At 59.4% G+C, this 19,774-nt stretch carries 18 protein-coding genes and 1 tRNA gene; 10 read left to right on the top strand and 9 right to left on the bottom strand.

Annotated features, from left to right (window positions below):
* The gene (locus HWW83_RS03045; protein WP_103101172.1) at window positions 1-801 is read left to right on the top strand and encodes an AraC family transcriptional regulator; all 801 of its coding nucleotides are present in this window, start codon (window positions 1-3) and stop codon (window positions 799-801) included.
* On the opposite strand, the gene leuA is transcribed toward HWW83_RS03045, so the two are convergent.
* Entirely contained in the window at window positions 752-2,440 is a 1,689-nt protein-coding gene (leuA, locus tag HWW83_RS03040) for a 2-isopropylmalate synthase (protein ID WP_046686841.1), read from the bottom strand. The two genes, HWW83_RS03045 and leuA, sit on opposite strands and share 50 nt — an antisense overlap.
* Before the next feature lie 209 nt (window positions 2,441-2,649).
* Between leuA and HWW83_RS03035 the strand changes: the two genes are divergently transcribed.
* Both HWW83_RS03035 and HWW83_RS03030 read left to right on the top strand, forming a co-directional pair.
* On the top strand, window positions 2,650-3,027 hold the full coding sequence (locus HWW83_RS03035) for a MysB family protein (protein WP_015377419.1): 378 nt from the start codon (window positions 2,650-2,652) through the stop codon (window positions 3,025-3,027).
* Window positions 3,028-3,060: 33 nt separating this feature from the next.
* Window positions 3,061-3,606, top strand: a complete 546-nt coding sequence (locus tag HWW83_RS03030; RefSeq protein ID WP_033650724.1) for a GNAT family N-acetyltransferase — start codon at window positions 3,061-3,063, stop codon at window positions 3,604-3,606.
* A gap of 6 nt (window positions 3,607-3,612) precedes the next feature.
* Here HWW83_RS03030 and HWW83_RS03025 read toward each other — a convergent pair whose 3' ends face one another.
* The 3 genes from HWW83_RS03025 to mdoG all read right to left on the bottom strand — a co-directional run bounded on the left by HWW83_RS03025 (window position 3,613) and on the right by mdoG (window position 8,141).
* Window positions 3,613-3,858 carry a YceK/YidQ family lipoprotein gene (locus HWW83_RS03025; protein WP_033642658.1) on the bottom strand — a complete coding sequence of 82 codons (246 nt, stop codon included), beginning with the start codon at window positions 3,856-3,858 and terminating at the stop codon, window positions 3,613-3,615.
* Between the two features lie 163 nt (window positions 3,859-4,021).
* The gene (gene mdoH / locus HWW83_RS03020) at window positions 4,022-6,580 is read right to left on the bottom strand and encodes a glucans biosynthesis glucosyltransferase MdoH (RefSeq protein ID WP_033642657.1); all 2,559 of its coding nucleotides are present in this window, start codon (window positions 6,578-6,580) and stop codon (window positions 4,022-4,024) included.
* On the bottom strand, window positions 6,573-8,141 hold the full coding sequence (gene mdoG / locus HWW83_RS03015) for a glucans biosynthesis protein MdoG (protein ID WP_169539530.1): 1,569 nt from the start codon (window positions 8,139-8,141) through the stop codon (window positions 6,573-6,575). The genes mdoH and mdoG overlap by 8 nt, the downstream gene beginning before the upstream one ends.
* Before the next feature lie 259 nt (window positions 8,142-8,400).
* Between mdoG and mdoC the strand changes: the two genes are divergently transcribed.
* The 4 genes from mdoC (at window position 8,401) to HWW83_RS25635 (ending at window position 12,434) form a co-directional block, all read left to right on the top strand.
* Window positions 8,401-9,531, top strand: coding sequence for a glucans biosynthesis protein MdoC (mdoC, locus tag HWW83_RS03010; protein WP_047026307.1), 1,131 nt, complete (start codon window positions 8,401-8,403; stop codon window positions 9,529-9,531).
* 301 nt (window positions 9,532-9,832) lie between these two features.
* Window positions 9,833-10,057 carry a hypothetical protein gene (locus HWW83_RS03005; RefSeq protein ID WP_033642653.1) on the top strand — a complete coding sequence of 75 codons (225 nt, stop codon included), beginning with the start codon at window positions 9,833-9,835 and terminating at the stop codon, window positions 10,055-10,057.
* Between the two features lie 283 nt (window positions 10,058-10,340).
* A complete protein-coding gene (locus HWW83_RS03000; protein ID WP_004927894.1) occupies window positions 10,341-12,062 on the top strand; it encodes a potassium/proton antiporter in 1,722 nt (573 codons plus the stop codon).
* A gap of 243 nt (window positions 12,063-12,305) precedes the next feature.
* Window positions 12,306-12,434, top strand: coding sequence for a hypothetical protein (locus HWW83_RS25635; protein ID WP_033642652.1), 129 nt, complete (start codon window positions 12,306-12,308; stop codon window positions 12,432-12,434).
* A gap of 60 nt (window positions 12,435-12,494) precedes the next feature.
* Here the strand turns inward: HWW83_RS25635 and HWW83_RS25630 are convergent, their stop codons facing one another.
* The 5 genes from HWW83_RS25630 to cho form a co-directional block, all read right to left on the bottom strand.
* Entirely contained in the window at window positions 12,495-12,626 is a 132-nt protein-coding gene (locus tag HWW83_RS25630; protein ID WP_015377413.1) for a hypothetical protein, read from the bottom strand.
* A 69-nt stretch (window positions 12,627-12,695) separates the two neighbouring features.
* Window positions 12,696-13,199 (bottom strand): YlaC family protein, encoded by a 504-nt coding sequence (locus tag HWW83_RS02995; protein ID WP_047026308.1) that lies wholly within the window; start codon window positions 13,197-13,199, stop codon window positions 12,696-12,698.
* 123 nt (window positions 13,200-13,322) lie between these two features.
* Window positions 13,323-13,622 (bottom strand): sigma-S stabilization anti-adapter protein IraP, encoded by a 300-nt coding sequence (locus tag HWW83_RS02990; RefSeq protein ID WP_096242127.1) that lies wholly within the window; start codon window positions 13,620-13,622, stop codon window positions 13,323-13,325.
* A 186-nt stretch (window positions 13,623-13,808) separates the two neighbouring features.
* A tRNA-OTHER gene (locus HWW83_RS02985) sits at window positions 13,809-13,905 on the bottom strand.
* Between the two features lie 112 nt (window positions 13,906-14,017).
* The gene (gene cho / locus HWW83_RS02980) at window positions 14,018-14,866 is read right to left on the bottom strand and encodes an excinuclease Cho (RefSeq protein WP_176588974.1); all 849 of its coding nucleotides are present in this window, start codon (window positions 14,864-14,866) and stop codon (window positions 14,018-14,020) included.
* Between the two features lie 231 nt (window positions 14,867-15,097).
* On the opposite strand from cho, the gene etsA reads away from it, so the two are divergent.
* From etsA to etsC, 3 genes are read left to right on the top strand one after another with little or no spacing between them, the layout of a single operon-like run.
* Entirely contained in the window at window positions 15,098-16,288 is a 1,191-nt protein-coding gene (gene etsA, locus HWW83_RS02975) for a macrolide efflux RND transporter periplasmic adaptor subunit EtsA (protein WP_458296274.1), read from the top strand.
* On the top strand, window positions 16,285-18,222 hold the full coding sequence (locus HWW83_RS02970; protein WP_033642649.1) for a MacB family efflux pump subunit: 1,938 nt from the start codon (window positions 16,285-16,287) through the stop codon (window positions 18,220-18,222). Before etsA ends, HWW83_RS02970 begins: the two co-directional genes overlap by 4 nt.
* A 3-nt stretch (window positions 18,223-18,225) precedes the next feature.
* A complete protein-coding gene (gene etsC, locus HWW83_RS02965; RefSeq protein ID WP_103101170.1) occupies window positions 18,226-19,593 on the top strand; it encodes a macrolide efflux RND transporter outer membrane subunit EtsC in 1,368 nt (455 codons plus the stop codon).
* Window positions 19,594-19,774: the final 181 nt, after the last annotated feature.

Below are 19,774 nucleotides of genomic sequence, written 5' to 3'. Positions count from 1 at the left end.
ATGCTATTTTTTCACGACGTTCTGCCGCCCGATCAGCCTGTCCGGCCGTTAGCCAGGGATTATCATCATGGCGACAGCGAGCCGGAGCACTACCATAACTGCGCGCAGCTGATCCACAGCCTGAGCGGCGTGGTGCAGGTCACTACCCGGCTCGGCAGTTGGGTGGTGCCGCCCGGCCGCGGCGTCTGGGTACCGGCGAAAGTGGTGCACAGTCTACGCATCACCGGCCAGGTAGCGGCCAGGACGTTATTCATCGATCCGCTGGCGCGCGCCGATCTGCCGGCTCAGTGCCAGGTGGTGCAGGTGTCGCCGCTGCTGCGCGAGCTGATTATCAGCGCGATGGAGATTGCGCCCGGCTACCCCAGCGGCGGGCGCGACGAGCGCATCATGGAGTTGATTCTGGATGAATTACGGGTGCTGCCGAGCCTGCCGCTGCACCTGCCCGAACCGCGCGAGGCCTCGCTGCTCGCCCTGTGCCGCCATATTCAGGTCACGCTGGCGCAGCCCTGGACGCTGGAACAGGCGGCCGAACGCCTCAATGTCAGCGGACGCACCCTGTCGCGGCGCTTCCAGCGAGAAACCGGGCTGCGTTTTGGCGATTGGGTGCGACGCGCCCGTTTACTGGCGGCGCTGAACGCGCTGGCGATCGGACGTTCGGTGTTGGAAGTGGCGCTGGATCTCGGCTATGACAGCCCCAGCGCGTTCAGCGCCATGTTTCGCCGGGTGCTGGGGGTAGCGCCCAGCGACTATTTCAGCCGGGCCGCGCCGACGTTGACGCCAGATAGCGCCCGGCGACGTTGAACAACGCCTGCAGCGAAGCGCTGGCGGAGTCGACGTCGATGCCAACGCCGTAGCTCGCCTCGCCGTGCGGCAAAACGCAGCGAATGTAAGCCACCGCTCGGCTGTCGCTCTGATGCCCCAGCGTATGCTCGTGGTAATCTTCGATAGCCAACGGCAAACCGAAGCGTTGGCGCAGCGCATCCACCGCGCTGGAAAGCAGGCCGTTGCCGGCCCCCTGCAGCTGCAGAGGCTCCCCCTGCCAGGCGACTCGCGCGTTGAAACTGTACGCTTCCACGCCGTGACTTTCCGTTTGATAGCTCAACAGCTGCAAGCGCGGCTGCTCCACCAGCCCGTAAGTGTCGCGGAATAAGCGCCACAGCTGCGCGACGCTCATTTCCTTACCGCTGCCGTCGGTCGCCCGCTGGACCACCTGGCTGAAATCAATCTGCAAACCGCGCGGCAGCGCCAGCCCATGGTTCTGCTCCAACAGCCAGGCGGCGCCGCTTTTGCCGGACTGGCTGTTAACCCGGATCACCGCCTCATAGCTGCAGCCGACATCGGCGGGATCGAGCGGCAGGTAAGGCACCTGCCACCAGCCATCTTGCCGCTGCCGTTGCGCGGCGAAGCCTTTCTTGATCGCATCCTGATGCGATCCGGAGAAGGCGGTAAACACCAATTCGCCGGCATAAGGATGGCGAGGATGCACCGGCAGCTGATTGCACTGTTCCACCACCTCCACCACCTGCTTCAAGCGGCTGAAGTCCAGGCCCGGCGCCACGCCCTGGGTATAGAGATTCAACGCCAACGTGACCAGATCGACGTTGCCGGTACGCTCGCCGTTGCCGAACAGGCAGCCTTCGACCCGATCGGCGCCGGCCAGCAGCGCCAGCTCGGCGCAGGCGACGCCGGTGCCGCGATCGTTATGCGGGTGCACGCCGATCGTCACATCAGCGCGACGGCTGAAGTGGCGACAGAACCATTCGATCTGATCGGCATACACGTTGGGCGTACTCACCTCCACCGTCGCCGGCAGGTTGATGATCATCGGCCGCTGTGCCCCCGGTTGCCAAACATCCGCCACCGCTTCGCAGATCTCCAGCGCGAACGCCAATTCGGTAAAGCAGAAGGTTTCCGGCGAATATTCGAAGCACCAGACGGTATCAGGCTGCGCCTCGCAATGCCGGCGAATGCGCCGCGCGCCGTTCACCGCTAGCGCCACGGTAGCCGCCTTATCCTGGCGGAACACGATGTCGCGAAACATCGGCGCCGTGGCGTTATACAGATGCACGATAGCCCGCGGCGCCCCCTGCAGCGCCTCGAAGGTGCGGTCGATCAGATCGTCGCGCGACTGCGTCAGCACCTGAATGGTGACATCGTCCGGGATCAGCCGCTCGTCGATCAGGGCGCGCACAAAGTCGAAGTCCGTTTGCGACGCCGAAGGGAAAGCCACCTCAATCTCTTTGAAACCGCACTGCAACAGCAGCTGATAGAACTCGCGCTTGCGCGCGTTATCCATAGGCTCCGCCAGCGCCTGGTTGCCGTCGCGCAGATCGCTGGAGCACCAGCGCGGCGCCTGTCGCAGGGTACGCGAAGGCCACTGGCGATCCGGTAACGTCACCGGCGGGAACGGTCGGTATTTGCTTGAAGGGTCGATTAACATGGGCTTCTCCTGATGCCTGAGTGAACGATACCGTCATTATTTCCCGCCTCCGCGCCTGCTTCTCCCGCTTTGCGGACAACCGTCGTCGCAGAGCGGACAACAAAAAAATTTGCATCCTGCGCCAGTGAGACAACAATTAGTTTTGACGTTTCCCCCACCGCGCCGGCAGCACGCCGGACGCTTTACTCTCATTGCCAACGGAGGCGAACATGAGCCTGTATGCAACCCTGGAAGAAGCCATCGAGGCCGCACGCGAAGAGTTTCTCGACACCGCCGAAGGCGGCGGCGGTGACGAACCGCCGGTGCCGCAGCAGTTCAATCTGCAAAAGTACGTGATGCAGGATGGCGACACGATGTGGCAGGCGGAGTTCTTCGAAGAAGAAGGCGAGGCGGTGGAATGCCTGACGCTGCGCAGCGGTGCGGCGGCGCAGGCGATCTTCGACGGTGACTACGACGAGGTGGAAATCACCGCCGAGTGGATAGACGAAAACACCCTGTACGAATGGGAGGAAGGCGACTTCCAGCTCGAGCCGCCGTTGGATACCGAAGAAGGCCAGGCCGCCGCCGATGAGTGGGATGAACGTTAACCCGCACGACGCTTTGAACGCCAAGGAGGCAGCATGAACATTCGCCAGGCCCGCCCCACCGACTACCCCGCCATTTTGCAGCTGCAGGCGGAAAACGTGCCGGAAGCGCTCGATGAGCGCCAAAAACGGCAGGGATTTATCGTATCGCGCATGAATGAAGCGCAGCTGACGGCGATCAACCGCGGCATCGGCATATGGGTGGCGGAACAGGAGGGCCAACTGGCGGGGTTCGTTTGCCTGATGCCCGCCGACGCGCAGCCGCGGCCGCCGGTGGTGGATGCGATGCTGGCGACGCTCGCCACGCACTCATTCGCCGGACGGCCGCTGCGTGAGCAGCGGGTATTTCTCTACGGCCCGGTCTGCCTCAGCATGGCCTGGCGCGGCAAAGGCGTATTAAAGCGCCTCTACGCCGCAGTCAAAGCGCACACCCGCCATGATTACGACGTGGGCGCACTGTTTATCGACGACGACAATCCGCATTCGTTGGCCGCTCACGTGCAAGGGCTGGGGATGACGGCGCTGGCACCTTTCCATTGCGGGCAGAAAGGCTATCAGCTGGTGGTGTTCGCCACCCGCTGAACGAAGTTACTCGTAGGGGCCATGCTGCGCATCGAACGGCAGCATAAAGGTGTCCACCACCATCGACAGCGGCACGTCTATCACCGTGACGTAGCGCCAGGGCGTATCGCGCAGATCCCACTGCACGCCGGGATAATACTGATGACCGTGCCCGGCGCCGGGCACGGTGCGGCTGATGATGCTGCCGCAGCCGGTTAGGGCCATCACGCCGGCCGTCACGCAGGCCAGGCGAAAGTAGGAAGAGAGCTTCACGACATTGACTCTGAGAAAGGGGTTGTTTCGCGAGTGAACAACGCATCGGCCGCAGTCTATCACAGTTCCCTTTTTTCACCGGCACCGGCGCGCTCAGGCAAAAGGTAAAAAAAACGGGGAACGCGCCGTGCGCATTCCCCGTCTAAGCGTTGCCGCTAAGCGATTAACGCCGACCCGTTGGGTGCGCCAGCGGGTTGTGCGGCAACTGCTGGTAGTGTTCACGCCAGGCGGCGCCTTCCGGCAGCAGCCAGACGCGCTGGTGCAGACGAGCCAGCATGACCGGATCGCTCAGCAGTTCCAGACGCTTGCCCTTCACCAGCTTCTCCGGCCCCAGCTGCAGCGCTTCGTTTACCCGCTCCTCGCGATTGCGATCGAGCGTCGCGCGCAGGTGGTGACGCGCCGTCGCCAGCGCCGTCGCCAACGCGTTGAAGGACGGGTTGACCACCGCGTGCATAAAGCCGTTGGTCAACGCGCGGTTGCGGTTGAGATGCAGGTACTCTTCCGTCGCCAGCAGCTCACGCGGCGGATTGTACTCTTCCGGGATCAGGAACAGCTTGGCGCGTTTGCTTTTCATGCCCAGCGTCGCGCGGCTCGACAGCACCGACACGAACGGCGACAGGATCAGCGAGAACACGATTGGCGACAGCCACCACAGGAAACGCAGATCCAACCACGCCATGCCGCCGGCCCACACCAGGCCCAGCAACATCTGCGAGCCATGGCGGCGGAACGCTTCGCCCCACGGCGTGTCGTCGTCGTCACGCTGCGGCGAATTCCACACCACTTCCCAACCGAGGAAGGCGCTCACCACGAACACGGTATGGAACAGCATGCGCACCGGCGCCAACAGCACCGAGAACAGCATTTCCATCAGCATCGAAATGAACAAACGGAACGCGCCGCCATACTCTTTCGCCCCCTTGGCCCAGATCAGCACGATGCTGAGCAGCTTCGGCAGGAACAGCAGCACCAGCGTGGTGGAGAACAGCGCTATCGCCAGCTCGGGCCGCCACTGCGGCCAGACCGGGAACAGCTGCCGCGGCTGCAGGAAGTATTGCGGCTCCATCAGGGTATGCACCACCTGCAATGCGGTGGAGAGCGCCAGGAACATGAACCACAGCGGCGCCGACAGGTAGGACATCACGCCGGTGAGGAACACCGCGCGGTGCACCGGGTGCATGCCCTTCACCAGGAACAGGCGGAAGTTCATCAGGTTGCCGTGGCACCAGCGACGGTCGCGTTTCAGCTCGTCCAGCAGGTTCGGCGGCAGCTCTTCGTAACTGCCCGGCAGATCGTAAGCGATCCACACACCCCAGCCGGCGCGGCGCATCAGCGCCGCTTCAACGAAGTCGTGCGACAAGATAGAACCGGCGAAGGAGCCCTCGCCCGGCAGCGGCGCCAGCGCACAGTGCTCGATAAACGGCTTCACGCGGATGATGGCGTTATGGCCCCAGTAGTGCGACTCGCCCAGCTGCCAGAAATGCAGACCGGCGGTAAACAGTGGCCCGTAAACGCGAGTAGCGAACTGCTGCACGCGCGCGTACAGGGTATCCATGCCGGACGCCTTCGGCGCGGACTGGATGATGCCGGCGTTCGGGTTGGCTTCCATCAGGCGAACCAGCCCGGTGAGGCATTCGCCGCTCATCACGCTGTCAGCATCCAGGATCACCATGTAGCTGTACTCACCGCCCCAGCGACGGCAGAAGTCGTCGATGTTGCCGCTCTTGCGTTTGACGCGGCGGCGACGGCGGCGATAGAAGATGCGGCCGTGGCCGTCGACATCGCGGCACAGCTCCATCCACGCCTTTTGCTCGGCCACGCAGATGTCCGGATCGTAGCTGTCGCTCAGCACGTAGATATCGAAGTGTTCCAGCTGACCGGTCGCGGCGACGGACTCATAGGTCGCGCGCAGGCCGGCGAACACGCGTTCGACGTCTTCGTTGCAGATCGGCATGATCAGCGCGGTGCGGTGCGCCGGGTTGATCGGCTCATCGCCCTTGATGGTGGAGGAAATGCTGTATTTGTCCTTGCCGATCAGCAGCTGCAGGAAGCCCATCAGCGCGGTCCAGAAACCGGCCGAGACCCAGCAGAACAGCACGGCGAACAGGATCAGAATGCCGGTTTGCAGCACATACGGCAGCAGCTGCAGCACCGACTGCATCAGATCCTGGTCCAGCATGGCGATAGGATCGATCAGCGCCCAGCCCTGGTAAGGCAAGATGGTTTTCATGTACCAGGTGGCGATGCCGGTTTGCACCAGCATCAGCACCAGCAGCACATAGCGGCGCATGGAGCCGACGGTACGCCAGCGGTTCTCGGCCTCGGCCTCCTCTTTGGTGGCGTGCCGATTGTGCGGCGACCGCCCCAGCAGAGAATCCCAGAAGCGCGCCACCGGGTTGGTGCGCCAGGCTTCCGGGAACATGGTGGTGCGTTTGATCGGCGGCGTCGCCTTCAGAATGGCGCGCCCTTCGGCGTCGGTATCGAAGTCGTCATCGCTGACCGCATCCGGCCAGGCGCTTTCGATGCGCGGTTTGACCGAGGCCAGCGCCACGTCATCCGCCGACAAGCTATTGACGTTGGCGTCGGCGGCGCCCATCTGCCGATGGAGCGCCTCCAGAGCCTGAGCGTCATCCGCCGTTTTAGGGGTAAGCGCCTCCGACCGCTCGGCGGTCAGAGGCAGCGCCGCAAGATAATCCTGGGCGGGTTGAGTAGGCTTATTCATTGGCAGGTAGCTGATAGCTCCAGGTTTCCGACAGTGTCTTATCGCCATTGACCAGCGCCGCGCGCATTTCTACCGGCTTCTTGTCGTCTTTCACTTTCAGACGCACCGTCAGGCGCCAGCCTTTGGTCACTGGGTTATAGCGGACGTTGTTTTCTACCATTTCACCGTTGTCGCCGATGCTGATCTGAGAAGCGACCGGCGTATTGGCGTCCAGCGCTTTCAGCACCGGGCCGACGAAATCGACCAGGAAGGCGACGCTGCCGTCAGGCTCGCGGATCAGGTTGGACTGCTTCACGTCACCGGTCGAACGCATGGTCCGTGCCACATAGGCGATGTCTTGCGAATGCAGTTTGTCTTCATCGCGGGTGAAGTTCAGACGGTAGCTCAGCGTCAGCGGTTTTTTGGCTTCCGGCAAGGTATCCGGCGTCCAGAACGCGACGATGTTGTCGTTGGTTTCATCCGCCGTTGGGATCTCCACCAGCTCGACCTTGCCTTTGCCCCAGTCGCCTTTCGGTTCGATCCAGGCGCTCGGGCGCAGATCGTAACGATCGTCCAGATCTTCGTACTCTTTGAAGTTGCGACCGCGCTGCAGCAGACCGAAGCCTTTCGGATTCTCAACGGTATAGGTGCTGACGGACAGGTGTTTAGGATTGTTCAGCGGACGCCAGATCCACTCGCCGTTGCCGGCATGGATAGACAGACCGTTGGAATCGTGCAGCGCCGGGCGGTAGTTCAGCGTCGGCGACGGCTGGTTCGGGCCGAACAGGAACATGCTGGTCAGCGGCGCCAGGCCCAATTTGCCCACCTTATCGCGCAGGAACACTTTGGACTCGACGTCCACGGTGGTGTCACGGCCCGGGATCACCGTGAAACGGTAAGCGCCGGTGGCGCGCGGGGAATCCAGCAGCGCGTAGATCACCAGGTGTTTGTCGCCCTGCTTCGGACGCTCAACCCAGAATTCGCGGAAACGCGGGAACTCTTCGCCGGAAGGCAAAGCGGTATCGATAGCCAGGCCACGAGCGGAAAGCCCGTAAACCTGCCCTTTACCCACCACGCGGAAATAGCTCGCGCCCAGCAGGCTCATAATCTCATCGTTTTTGTCGGCGCTGTTGATCGGGTAGAGCACCTTGAAGCCGGCAAAGCCGAGGTTCTTCACTGATTCAGGATCGTGTTTGACCGAGCCGAAGTTGAAGTAATCCGGGCTGTACTTGATCTGTTTTACGCTGGTAGAGGTGACTTCGTTGATTTTCACCGGCGTATCGAAATACATCCCCTGATGATAAAACTCAAGCTTGAAAGGGGTTTTCAGCTTGCTCCAATAGGCTTTATCGTGATTGAACTGAATCTGCTGATAGTCTGCGAACTTCATCTCGCGGAACTGAGAAGGAAGGTTGCTCTTCGGGGCTTCGAAACCTTTCGCAGCCAGATCCTGCGCCTGCTTGGCCACATCATCAATAGAAAAGGCCCATGCCGGCGAACTGAACAGCGTGAACAATACGGTAGCACCTAACCAACGAACGCTCGCGGCGCGTGGTTGTCCGGATAATATATTAACTAGCACATCCCCCCCTATTCGTGTGCTCAAATCATTTAAATCCATATTAATGGATTACTCAGCTTTCCGACAACATGATAAATGGATGGTTCATGTTTACGGCTCATTGTTTAAGCAGCTGATGGAGCACCAGCGTAGCAAGCCGCGCAACAAGACGCTATGGAAAAATGCGAGGGGCTATAGTAGGGTTCCGGATAACAATTTAACGTTTGACGACTTATTAAGCGTGTTAATGAGCACCCGATTAAATCACCAGCGGTAATCTATGACTAAAGGCAGCAAACAGCGCGAGTTTTTCCTCGATTCGATCCGAGCCTATTTGATGCTGCTCGGCATTCCGTTTCACCTTTCCCTGATTTATTCCAGCCACGTCTGGGCGGTGAACAGCGCGTCGCCCTCCTTCTCACTCACGGTGCTGAACGACTTCATCCACGCCTTCCGCATGCAGGTGTTCTTCGTGATTTCCGGCTACTTCTCCTACATGCTCTACGAACGTTACGAGCGCCATCAGTGGCTGAAGGTCAGGCTGGAGCGGGTGGCGATCCCGCTGTTGAGCTCCATCCCGCTAATTACGGTGCCGCAATTTTTCATGCTGAAATATTTCACCGATAAATTAAACGGCTGGGACGAGTTTTCTCTCTATCAGAAAATAAATGTAACAGTTTGGGAATTGGTGTCTCATCTGTGGTTCTTATTGACCCTGTCATTGTTAACCTTCGCCTGCTTTTATCTGTTCCGCAAAATCAAGCGTCAAACACGCGAGCCTATTCCAGCGTTAATCAACAGAATGCGTGGATTAGGAAACATCTCACTGTGTTTCTTTATTTATGCGGTATGCTATTCGGCCGCGCACCGTATTATTTTAATTTTCGCGCCGCAGCTATTATCCAATGGCCTGTTCAATTTCGTGGTGATGGAGACGATGTTCTACCTGCCGTTCTTCATCCTCGGCGCCTATGCGTTTAAGTATGTGTGGCTTAAAGAGATTTTTCTGCGCCGTTCGCCGCTGGCGCTGCTCGGCTCGCTGCTGCTGTTTATCGCATATATGCTGAACCAGAAACTGTTGGCGCACAGCAGCTATATGTTCGAGCTGGAAGTGGTGATCAAAACCCTAATGGGGATCCTGATGACCAATGTGGTGTTCTCTTTCGGGCATAACCTGCTGAATTATCACTCGCCGCGCATCACCTATCTGGTCAACGCCTCGCTGTTTATATATCTGGTGCACCATCCGTTGACCCTGATATATGGCGCTTTCGTGACGCCTTATATCGGCAACAACCTGTTGGGGTTCTTGCTGGGCTTGCTGTTTGTGTTCTCGCTGGCCTTCGCTTTATATGAGCTGCACAAACGCATCCCGGTGCTGCGCTTCCTGTTCTCCGGCAAGCCGCAATAAACCTGGCCCCTGTAAACCTGAATGTTTGCAGGGGTTTTCTGTCATATTACCGCCGCGCAAAAAGCCTATACTGGTCGTTTGCATGCAGAGCACACATTGTTCAGCTTGACGTCGTCCGTTAAGGCAAAGTGATACGGCGGCATAGATAACATGGCCGTTATAACTGCAATGCATAAGTAGAAATCCGGATCCCTGCCTTACGGTAGTGATTGGGCTCAACCCCCGAAGGGCTGCGCGATCGCTTGATTGATTCGATGGCGTTACCTGTCTCTCCCTTCCGTCACGACAGAGAGGATTTTGAATGACCGATAAAAATACCCAGGCTCAGGAAGCCGTAGCGGAAAACGCCACCCTGCTGAAGATCCTCAGCAGGTTGCTGTCCGCGCTGGATGCTTCGATCAGCGGTAAAGAACGCAGCGTTTTGGTCGCTGAGCTCTCCAACTTCAATCTCGACGGCATTTCCGAAGCGGAACGCAAACTGGCCACCGAGCTGATCAAACGGTCGCTGGAATCGCTCGACCATTAACCCTACCGCGCCTGCAAACCATTAAGCCTGCCTGCGCGGGCTTAATGGTTTTTCCCGCCGTGCAAACCCGGCATTGTTGCCAAAACCGAAATACAGCAGCCTGATAATGTTGGATAAAAGGCAGAACTTCACCTCTTCCCCTCACTTTCTTAGTTTAATCGCACCAAAGGGTAATAATTGATCGATTGTTTTCGCAATCAGCCTTGGCGTTTTACCCACTAAACACGTTATCATCGAAATACGCGCAGAGTCCCCTATCCCCCAGCCTCAGGAGAACGATATTTTGGATGCCAGCACCATTAACAGCTTGTTCGTCATCGGTGCCGTGCTGGTGGGGGCAAGCATTCTGCTCAGCTCATTTTCTTCCCGGCTCGGCATTCCGATCCTGGTGATCTTCCTCGCGATCGGCATGCTGGCCGGCGTTGACGGCCCCGGTGGCATCGTCTTCAGCAATTACCCGGTCGCTTATCTGGTCAGCAACCTCGCGTTGGCGGTGATCCTGCTCGACGGCGGCATGCGCACCCGGGTCAGCTCATTCCGCGTGGCCCTGTGGCCGGCACTGTCTCTCGCCACCGTCGGCGTGGTGATCACCGCCGGCCTGACCGGCATGGCCGCCGCCTGGCTGTTCAATCTCGATCTGCTGCAGGGGTTACTGATCGGCGCCATCATCGGTTCTACCGACGCCGCCGCGGTATTCTCGCTGCTGGGCGGCAAAGGGCTGAACGAACGCGTCAGCGCCACGCTGGAGATCGAGTCCGGCAGCAACGATCCTATGGCGGTATTTCTCACCATCACGCTGATTGCGATGATCGCCGCCGGGGAAACCGCGCTGAGCTGGACCTTCCCGCTGCATCTGATGCAGCAGTTCGGCATGGGCATCGTCTTCGGTCTCGGCGGCGGCTGGCTGCTGCTGACGCTGATTAACCACATCAAGCTGGCGGACGGCCTCTACCCGCTGCTGGCGGTAAGCGGCGGCATTCTTATTTTCGCGCTGACCACCGCGCTGGACGGCAGCGGCATTCTGGCGGTGTACCTGTGCGGCCTGCTGCTGGGCAACCGTCCAATTCGCAACCGTCACGGCATCGTGCAAACCTTCGATGGCCTGGCATGGCTCAGCCAGATCGGCATGTTCCTGGTGCTCGGCCTGCTGCTCAACCCGCATGAGCTGCTGCCGATCGCCATCCCTGCCCTGCTGCTGTCGCTGTGGATGATCCTGTTCGCACGCCCGCTGTCGGTGTTTATCGGCCTGCTGCCGTTCCGCAGCTTTACCCTGCGCGAACGCGGCTTTATTTCCTGGGTTGGCCTGCGCGGCGCGGTACCGGTGATCCTGGCGGTGTTCCCGATGATGGCCGGGCTGCCCAACGCCCAGCTGTTCTTTAACGTGGCGTTCTTCGTGGTGCTGGTCTCCCTGCTGCTGCAAGGCACCACGCTGTCTTTCGCCGCCAAAAAGGCCAAGGTGATCGTGCCGCCGGCGCTGACGCCGATCTCCCGCGTTGGGCTGGACGTGCACCCGGAAAACCAGTGGGAACAGTTTGTGTATCAGCTTTCGGCGGAAAACTGGTGCGTCGGCGCCGCGCTGCGCGAGCTGAAAATGCCGCCCAATACCCGCATCGCCGCCCTGTTCCGCGGCAAAGAGCTACTGCACCCTAGCGGCAGTACCCGGCTGCGCGAGAACGATATCCTGTGCGTTATCGGCCATGAGCACGATCTGCCGATCCTCGGCAAACTGTTTAGCCAAGCGCCAGCCGTGACGCTAGACGAACGCTTCTTCGGCGACTTTATCCTGCAATCCGACGCCCGTTTAAGCGACATCTCGCAGGTTTATGGCCTCAATCTGCAAGACGATGTCGACGAGCAACAGACGCTGGGGCAGTTCGTCATTCAGCTGATCGGCGGTGAACCGGTGATCGGCGACCAGGTGGAATGGGACGGCCTGACCTGGACCATTGCCGAAATGGAGGGCAATCAGGTCAGCAAGATAGGCGTCAGGATCGTGACCGACTAACGCGGCCGCGCTATCAGATGAGGGAACTTCTGGCCTTAAGAACGTTCTTAATCACTATCATGATGCATGAAGTACGGCGTCGCTGAATTATATCCGTTTGATATAAAAACAATTTAACAGCGGCGCCAACGGGGATTAGGGATGTGAACGGCAAGACTCGATTTCTTTCGGTGATGATGATTATGGCGCTGGGCGTAGCGGCGCTCGATCTCAGCATCGCCGGTTTGGTCCATAGACTTTTAATTGGATAATTTCAACGTGACGCAGCGGGAACAAGAAAAAGACATTCTGGGGAAAATACTGGTGACGGTGTCCGCACTTTGCCTGATTCTGGTGGCGGCATTCCTCATCTGGGGATTCATGCTGGATTGATACCGAGGACGCTCAGAGATAAAAAAAACCGCCGCGGCGGTTTTTTTATGGGTCAGGCGATCAGATCTTGCAACCTTCGCAGTCCGCTTCGTCTTCGAGGAATTCAGGGACCTCTTTTACCTTCTGCGCCGCTTTTTCTTCGGCTTTCGCCAGTTCGGCATCGATATCAAAATCGAAAATATCATCACTCATCGCTTGGTCCTCATTCTGCTTCGCGTTCAAACGCTGAGTATAATCGACAAGCCGCCGGCCGGAAACCTTTCAGTTTGCCGCCGCCAGCTGCGATGGCTCATCCTGCGGCTTTTTTCCGTAGGCCATGTCGTACACGTCGTAGAAGTCGATTTCGCCCTTGTTGCCGATGATCACCCGCATCTTCTGTTTCAACGCGGCACCGATGGACGGCTCATCCAGCAGTTGCTGCACCGCATAAGGCGACAGCGCGCGGGTGAAGTACCACTCGCCGTTATAGCACACTCGCAGATCCAGCACCCCGATGTCTTCAAAGCGGTAGACCGGCCGGATCTCTATCAGCAGCATGGCGAACATGAACAGCACAAAGGCGGTGAAGCCGAGGAAGGCATACATCCCCATGTACGGCACCTGATACATCACGGCGATCACCGCGAAGTAACCGGCGAACATGGCAAGGCACAAATAGCGGTGAGTGCGGGCGAATTCGCTGTTGAAGCGCGGCTTGCCGTCGCGCCCTTCGCGCCGATTGATCTGTTCAATCTCTTTAACCAAGATGCTTTTAATCGCGTCCATCGTTACAACCTTATGCTGGAAACAGCATTGCCATCAAATCTCACCGCTAAAAGTAACACAAGTACAGTTTTGCAGGGTAGATCAGTTAACCAACTTAATGGCGGCAACTGTTATAGTTCGGCTTCAGCGCGGTTGAGCGGCTTTGCCTTGCGCAAACATGAACATGCGCTGGGCTACGTCGTCGGCCTGTTTGATTTTCTGCTTTTGCGGTTCGTTGCTGCGTTGAATGGCGCGGGCGTAGGCGATTTCATGGGCCTGATCGATCATCGCGATGATGCGATCACGTTCAGTCTTCTCCATATTGCCCAACATGGTGGTGATAATCGCCTGGTAAGCGTTGGACGCGGCGGTCAGCGCCTTCTCTCTCGCCTCGAGGGCGGCGACGCGTTGCACGAGTTCCTGCAGTTGCTCGGAGTGGGACATATCGACCTCCTGTTGCCGGGCAGCAAGCCTGCCTGATTACAGTTTAGCAAAGGATCGAGAGAGAAAGAGGAAGGAAAGCCAGCGGTTACGGTAAAGCACACCCGAAAATCCCAACGAGGAGCCGATAGTGCAAATCAACCCGGGTGCGCTTTACGGTAAGCGCGATGAGATGAAGTGAAAGAAAGCTGGCGCGCTATGCAGGACTCGAACCCGCGTCTATCAATTTTCAAGCCAAAACAAGCCATTATAAAACCAATCACTCTGCCAACTGAGTTAATAGCGCGTTCCTTCGCTCCGGGGCGTTATTATCCATAACAACATTATGGACTCAAGCTTTTTTAGCATAATGCCCTGATTTTACGGATAAGTCTTAGGTTATCGCCAGCGTTATGGCCTTATAGCAGCTCAATAATCGGGTAATCGCCGGCGATAAGCGGCTTGCACAAAATCTTGTAGCCATCGCTGTCGAAATGGCTGGCCGCGCTCTGTAGCCGCTCCGCCTGCGCCAGATTGCCGACCGAGCCCAGATAAAACCAATTGTGGATCACATGGTACTGACGCAGCGTCTCGCCCTGCTCCTCCAGCGCCACGCGCCCGGCGAACGGCCAACAGGTGATACGCAGCTGCTCAAGCGCCGCGCTGAGCCGCAGCGCATGCTCCTGCGCCGACTCCACGCCACAGCAGACGCCCGCGCACTTGCGCAGGCTGTAGCGGAAACAGGCTCGCCCCGCCGGCAGCTTGTCGATCCCCAGCTTGCCGTAACATAAACGATGCTCGTCGGCGATGGCGCGCAGCTTTTCCAGCGCGGCGTGGCGATTGGCAAACAGCCCGTAGAGATGGGGCGTGACGGCGAAGTCGATCTCTTTGGCGTGAGCAATCGTCACCGCATCAGCCTGCAAGCGCAGCGCGCACAGCTGTTTCGAGCGCCGCAGACGTTTGTTGAACAGCGGCTGTTGTTGTTTGATCAACTGCGCCTCCAGCAGCAATGCGCCCAACTCACCGGCGGTCTCGATAAAGCTGATGCGTCGGGTTTGGCGCAGCATTTTAGCCTCGTCCTGCGCGCGGAAGTGCGCCATCACCCGGCTGCGTATATTGACGCTTTTACCGATGTAAAGCGGCAGGCTCTCGCTTTGACCGTGAAACACATACACGCCCGGCCCTTTAGGCAACGGCGCCAGGCAGGCGCGCAGGTGCTCCGGGTATTGATAACTGTCGAGTTCTGGCTCGAGGCGGTTTGGCATCATGGCGGTGGCATTATCCTGCTGATGAATGAATACTGGTTTTTTACCCAGTATAACGCCCAACGCAGCCGGTTGCACACCCGGCGGATAATAACTCACCGTGATCTTTAACGGGAAAGCCTTTACTATCCCCTTTCCAGCGGGAAAGCGCCTCACGTTTAGCGACAGTTCAAGCTGGCGCTGCCATGATGGCAGACTGGAACCGCCGCTTTTATCGTTATGGAAAACCTGGGTATGTCATCACTGAAACTCCCCTCCCGCCGTCTGGCGTTGATCGCCGCCATCGTTTTCATCGCCGTCGCCGTCGCGCTGGCCATCTTTTGGCAACGCCCGCCGCAGCAGGATTACGTTACCGCGCCGGCCCGCCTGGGCGATATCGAAAACGCCGTGCTGGCCACCGGGCGGCTGGATGCCATCGAACGCGTCAACGTCGGCGCCCGCGTCTCCGGCGAAGTCAAATCGCTGAAGGTCAAGCTGGGCGATCGCGTCACCAAAGGGCAACCGATCGCCGACATCGACGATCTGCAACAGCGCAACGATCTGCGCAACGCCGAAGCGGCGCTGAACGTAGTCAAAGCCAATATGTTAGCCAAACAGGCCTTGCTGAAACAGGCGGAGTCGCGTTTCAAACGCCAGCGCCGCATGCTGAACGACGAAGCCAGTTCTCGGGAAGACTTCGAGACCGCCGAAGCCTCGCTCGCCACCACTCGCGCCGATCTGCAGGCGCTCAATGCGCAGTTGGTGCAATCGCAGATCGAAGTCGAGAAGAAAAAAATCGATCTGGGCTATACCCGCGTGGTTGCGCCGATGGACGGCATTGTTATCGCCGTGGTCACGCAGCAGGGACAAACGGTCAACTCCAGCCAAAGTGCGCCGACCATCGTCAAGCTGGCGCGGCTGGATATGATGACCATCAAGGCGCAGATCTCCGAAGCCGACATCACCCGCATTTCGCCGGGACAAAAGGCTTACTTCACTATTTTCTCCGATCCGGATAAACGCTACGACGCCACGCTGCGCACTATCGAGCTGGCACCGGAATCGGTGATGAAAGACGACTCGCTCGCCGGCACCAGCTCCGCTTCCGGCTCCGGCACCTCGAACGCCTCGGTCTATTACAACGCGCTGCTGGACGTGCCAAACCCGGAAAACCGCCTGCGCATCGCCATGACCGCGCAGGTGTCCTTGCTGCTCGGCGACGCGAAGAACACCCTGCTGGTGCCGATCCAGGCGGTGCATAAAATCGGTGGCAAAGAGCAGCAGGTGCAGGTGCTGACCCAGGACCAGCGGTTGGAAACGCGCAAAGTGACCACCGGCATCACCAACAATGTCGACATTCAGATCCTCAGCGGCCTGAAAGCCGGTGAAACCGTGGTGCTGTCGCAGCCCGCCGCCAAATCGGCTGAGGATGGCATCTTCCTGTGAACGCGATCATCGAACTAAAAGGCATCAGCCGAACGTACACCAACGGCGGTCAAGCGTTAACGGTGTTGAAAGACATCGATCTGACCATCGCCGCCGGCGAGCTGGTGGCGATCATCGGCGCCTCCGGCTCCGGTAAATCGACGCTGATGAACATCATGGGCTGCCTCGACGTGCCGGATCGCGGCGATTACTACATCAGCGGCCAAAACGCCGCCCACCTGTCGCCGGACGAATTGGCCCGCCTGCGCCGCGAACATATCGGTTTTATCTTCCAGCGCTATCACCTGATGCCCGATCTCAGCGCGCTGGGCAACGTCGAAATCCCGGCCATCTACGCCAACGCCCGGCGCGATCAGCGTCGGCAGCGGGCGGCGCAATTGCTGGCGCGGTTGGGGCTTGAGGGACGAGAAGACCACAAGCCCGGCCAGCTTTCCGGCGGCCAACAGCAGCGCGTCAGCATCGCCCGCTCCCTGATCAACGGCGGTGAGATCATCCTGGCGGACGAACCGACCGGCGCGCTGGACACCCAATCCGGCCAGGAAGTGCTGGCGATCCTGAGCGAACTGAATCAGCGCGGCCATACCGTGGTGATCGTCACCCACGATATGAAAGTGGCGCAACATGCGCAGCGCGTCATCGAACTGCAAGACGGCAAGATCATCGCTGACAGCGGCCGCAAGTCGGCGTCCGGCCCATCGTTGCCGCCGCCGAACCGCAGCCGGCAAAGCGGCTGGCAACGCCTGATCGACCGCACCCGCGAATCGCTGCACATGGCGCTGAAAGCGATGAACGCTCATCGTCTGCGCACCGCGCTGACCATGACCGGCATCATCTTCGGCATCGCCGCCGTGGTCACGGTAGTGGCGCTGGGCGAAGGCGCCAAACAGCGCACGCTGGAAAACCTCAAAGATCTCGGCACTAACGTGGTAAGCATCTATCCGGGCCGCGATTTCTTCGACGACGCCATCGACAGCATCCGCACCCTGGTGCCGGCCGATGCCGACGCGCTGGCGCAGCAAAGCTTCGTCGACAGCGTCAGCCCGGAAGTAGACGCTTCCGACAGCATCCGTTTTCGCAGCAAATCCGCCACCGCCTCGATCACCGGCGTCGGGCGCGACTATTTCCGCGTTAACGGCGTCGAGCTGTTACAAGGCGTGACTTTCCGCGACGATCGTAATGCGCTGCAGGAAGTGATCATCGACGACAATGCGCGCCAGGCGCTGTTCGGCGATTTCGGCGTCGAGCCGCTCGGCCAGATCGTGTTTCTCGGCTCGGTGCCGGCCCGGGTGATCGGTGTGGCGAAAAGCAATCGCAACTACGCGCCCAATCGCATCACTGTTTGGATGCCCTACAGCACGGTGATGTATCGCATGGTAGGCAAACCGACGCTCAGCGGCATCACCGTTCGGCTAAAGGACAATGTCGCCAGCGAATCGGCCGTCACCGCTATCACACAGCTGTTGACCCAACGCCATGGCGTAAAAGATTTCCGTTTGTACAACTTCGATAAAATCCGAAAGTCCATCGAACGCACGTCAATGACTTTTAGCCTGCTGATCCTGATGGTGGCGTCCATCGCGCTGGTGATCGGCAGCCTGGGCGTGATGAACATCATGCTGGTCTCGGTGACCGAACGCACCCACGAAATCGGCGTGCGCATGGCGGTCGGCGCGCGGCGCAGCGACATCATGCAACAGTTCATGATAGAGGCGGTGCTGGTCTGTCTGATCGGCGGCGCTTTGGGCATCGCGCTGTCGTTCGCCGCCGGGTCGCTGTTCACCTCGCTGGCGGGCGGCATGTTCACCGCCATCTATTCCTGGCAAGCCGCCGCCACGGCATTTTTCTGTTCAACCTTAATCGGCATGATCTTCGGTTATCTCCCCGCCCGCAAAGCGGCAAGGATGGATCCGGTCGTTTCATTGGCCAGCGAGTAACCCATGAAAATTTTATCTCCCCTGGCGTTAAGCCTCGCCGCCCTGCTCACCGCCGGCTGCGGCAATGCCCTGAAAAGCGACTACCGGGCGCCACAGGTCAACTATCCTGCGGGGTGGCAATACGCTGCCGACAACGCCGCGCCGACGCCGTTCGACTGGCGCGATTTCCACGATCCCGAGCTCGATCGTTGGCTGCAACAGGTGATGGCGAGCAATAACGATCTGGCCGCCGCCGCGCTGCGCGTTTACCGCGCGCGGCTCGAGGCAGAACGCGTCGGCATCAGCACCGCGCCCGGCGTCAGCGCCTCATTAGGCAGCGGCATTAATCGCCCGCTGTCCGAGTCCTCCGCGTGGAATAAAACCAGCAACGCGTCGCTCACCACCAGCTATGAGGTCGATCTGTGGGGCAAGCTGGCGCGCCAGCGCGACGCGGCCGAGTGGAGCAGCCAGGCTTCTGTGCAGGATCTGCAGGCGGCGCGCCTGAAGCTGTTGGCCGACGCCGCCACCAACTACTGGCGCATCGGTTTTCTCAATCAACAAATCAGCGTCAGCCAGGCGAGCATCGCCTATGCCAAAACGACGCTGCGGCTGGCCAACGCCCGTTATCAGGCCGGCAGCATCTCGGCGCTGGACGTAGTGAATGCGGAACAAAACTTGCTGACGCAGGAACGCAGCCTGGTGGCGTTACAACACGATCGTCAACAGGCGCTGAACGAACAGGCGGTGCTGCTGGGCGCGCCATCAGGCCAGGCCACCATCGCGCCCGCGCGCCTGCCGACGACGGCGATGCCGCAGATCAACACCGGCATTCCCGCCAGCGTCCTGAGCCGTCGCCCGGATCTCAGCGCTCAAGAGCTGCGGTTGCGCGCCGCCCTGGCCAACGTCGATGAAAAACGTCTGCAATACTATCCCGCGTTCAGCCTGACCGGTTCACTGGGCGCCAGCAGCAGCGCGCTGCTGGAATTCCTGCGCAACCCGACGGGCAGCCTCAGCGCCGGCCTGACGCTGCCGTTCCTGCAGTGGCGGCAAATGGGCGTGGAGATCAAGATCGCCCGCAACGACTATGAACAGCAAGTTCTGGCCTTCAAGCAGGCGCTGTACAAAGCGATGGGCGATGTGAACAACGCGCTGTCACTGCGCACGCAGCTGCTGGCGCAGGAGACGCAGTTGCGCGCCTCATTGGCGTTGGCGCGTAAATCGGAGCGGTTGAACGAGGTGCGTTACCGACAGGGCGCCGTCACCATTACCGACTGGCTGAACGCTCAGGAACAACGCCGTCAGGCGGAACTGGCGGTGGATGAGAACCGCTTCGCGCAGTACCAGAATCTGGCGAAAATCTATCTCGAATTCGGCGGTTCATCGGCGCCGTAATCTCACCGGCCTGGCCACCTGGCCAGGCGTTTTTTTAGCGGCGAACACATCAATTTTTCCTGTTTTATCTCCCGTATTCTCTATACTGGAAACACCATCAATCAGCCGAAAAATCGCCAGATCGCACAATTATCAGACCATTCTCGCACCAAATCGGTGCAAACACTTAAGTTAAACTGCT

It is taken from the genome of Serratia ureilytica, from assembly GCF_013375155.1.
GTDB classification, from domain to species: Bacteria; Pseudomonadota; Gammaproteobacteria; order Enterobacterales; family Enterobacteriaceae; genus Serratia; species Serratia ureilytica.
The sequence above is the reverse complement of the archived record's forward strand: the minus strand, read 5'-3'. Positions and strand labels throughout refer to the sequence as shown.

What these genes read in the sequence shown, in the direction of transcription:
- etsA (WP_458296274.1), top strand. Translation starts at nt 15,098, where the DNA reads ATGTCATCACTGAAACTCCCCTCCCGCCGTCTGGCGTTGATCGCCGCC.
- HWW83_RS02990 (WP_096242127.1), bottom strand. Translation starts at nt 13,622, where the DNA reads ATGTCCCACTCCGAGCAACTGCAGGAACTCGTGCAACGCGTCGCCGCC.
- HWW83_RS25630 (WP_015377413.1), bottom strand. Translation starts at nt 12,626, where the DNA reads ATGAGTGATGATATTTTCGATTTTGATATCGATGCCGAACTGGCGAAA.
- HWW83_RS03035 (WP_015377419.1), top strand. Translation starts at nt 2,650, where the DNA reads ATGAGCCTGTATGCAACCCTGGAAGAAGCCATCGAGGCCGCACGCGAA.
- etsC (WP_103101170.1), top strand. Translation starts at nt 18,226, where the DNA reads ATGAAAATTTTATCTCCCCTGGCGTTAAGCCTCGCCGCCCTGCTCACC.
- HWW83_RS02995 (WP_047026308.1), bottom strand. Translation starts at nt 13,199, where the DNA reads ATGGACGCGATTAAAAGCATCTTGGTTAAAGAGATTGAACAGATCAAT.
- HWW83_RS03005 (WP_033642653.1), top strand. Translation starts at nt 9,833, where the DNA reads ATGACCGATAAAAATACCCAGGCTCAGGAAGCCGTAGCGGAAAACGCC.
- HWW83_RS03030 (WP_033650724.1), top strand. Translation starts at nt 3,061, where the DNA reads ATGAACATTCGCCAGGCCCGCCCCACCGACTACCCCGCCATTTTGCAG.
- cho (WP_176588974.1), bottom strand. Translation starts at nt 14,866, where the DNA reads ATGATGCCAAACCGCCTCGAGCCAGAACTCGACAGTTATCAATACCCG.
- mdoC (WP_047026307.1), top strand. Translation starts at nt 8,401, where the DNA reads ATGACTAAAGGCAGCAAACAGCGCGAGTTTTTCCTCGATTCGATCCGA.
- leuA (WP_046686841.1), bottom strand. Translation starts at nt 2,440, where the DNA reads ATGTTAATCGACCCTTCAAGCAAATACCGACCGTTCCCGCCGGTGACG.
- mdoH (WP_033642657.1), bottom strand. Translation starts at nt 6,580, where the DNA reads ATGAATAAGCCTACTCAACCCGCCCAGGATTATCTTGCGGCGCTGCCT.
- HWW83_RS03045 (WP_103101172.1), top strand. Translation starts at nt 1, where the DNA reads ATGCTATTTTTTCACGACGTTCTGCCGCCCGATCAGCCTGTCCGGCCG.